This window comes from methanotrophic endosymbiont of Bathymodiolus puteoserpentis (Logatchev), assembly GCF_900128525.1.
Classification (GTDB): Bacteria; Pseudomonadota; Gammaproteobacteria; order Methylococcales; family Methylomonadaceae; genus Methyloprofundus.
Window position 1 is genome coordinate 1 of the sequence record NZ_FQTQ01000139.1, and the last position, 1,869, is coordinate 1,869.

A 1,869-nucleotide genomic window follows, 5' to 3' on the forward strand; every position below is an offset into this window, starting at 1 on the left:
AAAGTTGCAGAGGGTTTTAAAGAGTCAATGCGAATTGTATTTGATGAGCACCTGAGGCAATGGAATTATACTGCCATTCCTGACGCAACAACTTTATAAGTTGCCTAAGTTATTTCATGCACATTCCGAAGCATGAAATAACTGCTGCACAAAGAGAATGAGCCAGAAAGATAAGGGAATTAAAGCGACAGCGGTAACACGTTGCATCCACCAATGTTTAGTACCACTTTTAGCAGAACCTAAGCCGCGCGCTTTAGCTAAAGGCGTTTGATACTCCATGATTAAACTCCCATCTGGACAAATAAGAAACTCAGGCCTGTTAATGCCACCGAGCCAAACAACTCTAAAATAATATAATAATTCATTAAGAGCTTATCGTAGGTTTCGCCGGAATCCCAGAATAAATGCCGTACACCGTGACATAAATGAAAAAATAAGGCATAAATCATCAGCCATAGTGCCAGCTCAACCAGAGGCAACTGAATAAATGCCTGCATCGTATTAAAGCTACTTGCACCGCACTGAATCATTGCTAGGCTAACAACAAATAATAGCAACCCAGCCGTCAACAACACACCAGTCATACGGTGGGTCACAGAAATAATAGCTGTTAAGGGTAATCGGTAGACTTGCAAATGAGGGGAAAGCGGTCTTTTTCTCTGTTCCATGGCACTATTTCACTAGACTTAGAATTAAGATTCTAATAATACAGCGTCGCTATTGATTATTCCAAAACAATTTGTGCTTGTCGCTTAAAATTCGTGCTTTAGCTAATACGATATTAGAAGGGGAAGTAAACAGCGTATTGACTGCTAGCCAATATATAAAAAAATAGGCCGAATAAGTTAAATAATTTAACTTATTCGGCCTATCAATCTAACTAATAAAAAACTAAGCTTATTCTGAGATTGTAGTCAATTTCGCTGCTAATTTGCCAGATGCAATACCAAAACCTAGACCAAGAACAAGTGAGAAAGAAATAATAAATAAAGGATTATCCCAACCTGCATTTAATAGCACGTCTGTTGAAAGTTTGCCAGGTGTTTGCAGTAAATAAGCAAATGTTGCCGAATAACCTAATACACTAGCAGGAATCGTTGCTAAAGCCGGTATGTTTGCAGCTAAACACATAGCAATAACGGTGACTGTCACAATAATAGCTGCCATTAAAGAAAAACCAAGTAGATTATCAGGTGAAATTGTAGCAATTTCATACGCTGCATAAGTTGCAACAAATACACCAAAAACACTGCATACAGCTGTATTAATAGCGGCTTTATTATCACCACCTAAGGCAAAATAAGCAGCCCATGTAATAGTTACTGCCCAAATTAAAAATACACCACTTAAAGGACCAACCGCTAAAAATGTTGCTAATCCTGCTAAAAGCCCAATACTGACAGATAGCGCTGAAAGACCATTCATATTAATATCTCCATAGTATCACCTCTTTTTGATAAAACTTTGTGGCGAGATGGATACCACAAAATTTAAATTAAATATGGCTTTATAGGCTAATAACCAGCCTATCACACAATATTGCTTGCTGATTTAAACATACATAATTGACCTGTGCAATTTAAGCCTCTTGCTTGTCAGTAAATAAAGCAAAGCTTAGCGCTAACGAGCGTACATGAAATAATTTATACATTGTCATCTGGAGCGCAGGTCTTCAGCCTGCATTTTAAAGGGCAGACTAAAGTTCTGCGCCCCATTCTTAGATTCACTACCGTACACTTTTAAAACAGGTATTGCCAAGCATGAAAAGGTGATAATGTAAAAATTTTTCATTGAGAATACCTTATAATGTCAGACTCTTACAATATTTACCGTACTATCTATAGCGCTCTTCAGAAGGCTTGGGATTTT

Annotated in this window: 3 protein-coding genes; all 3 read right to left on the reverse strand. The window is 37.6% G+C overall.

Annotated features, from left to right (window positions below; all coding sequences use genetic code 11):
* Positions 1-114 precede the first annotated feature (114 nt).
* Complete coding sequence (locus BQ7314_RS11320; RefSeq protein WP_174483802.1) at positions 115-279, reverse strand: succinate dehydrogenase, hydrophobic membrane anchor protein; 165 nt, start codon at positions 277-279, stop codon at positions 115-117.
* 2 nt (positions 280-281) lie between these two features.
* The gene (sdhC, locus tag BQ7314_RS11325; protein ID WP_174483803.1) at positions 282-668 is read right to left on the reverse strand and encodes a succinate dehydrogenase, cytochrome b556 subunit; all 387 of its coding nucleotides are present in this window, start codon (positions 666-668) and stop codon (positions 282-284) included.
* 229 nt (positions 669-897) lie between these two features.
* Positions 898-1,425, reverse strand: coding sequence for a DUF1097 domain-containing protein (locus BQ7314_RS11330; protein WP_174483804.1), 528 nt, complete (start codon positions 1,423-1,425; stop codon positions 898-900).
* Positions 1,426-1,869 lie beyond the last annotated feature (444 nt).

Bases quoted from the DNA above. Each gene is read 5' to 3' on its own strand.
- BQ7314_RS11320 (WP_174483802.1), bottom strand. From the start codon at position 279: ATGGAGTATCAAACGCCTTTAGCTAAAGCGCGCGGCTTAGGTTCTGCT.
- BQ7314_RS11330 (WP_174483804.1), bottom strand. From the start codon at position 1,425: ATGAATGGTCTTTCAGCGCTATCTGTCAGTATTGGGCTTTTAGCAGGA.
- sdhC (WP_174483803.1), bottom strand. From the start codon at position 668: ATGGAACAGAGAAAAAGACCGCTTTCCCCTCATTTGCAAGTCTACCGA.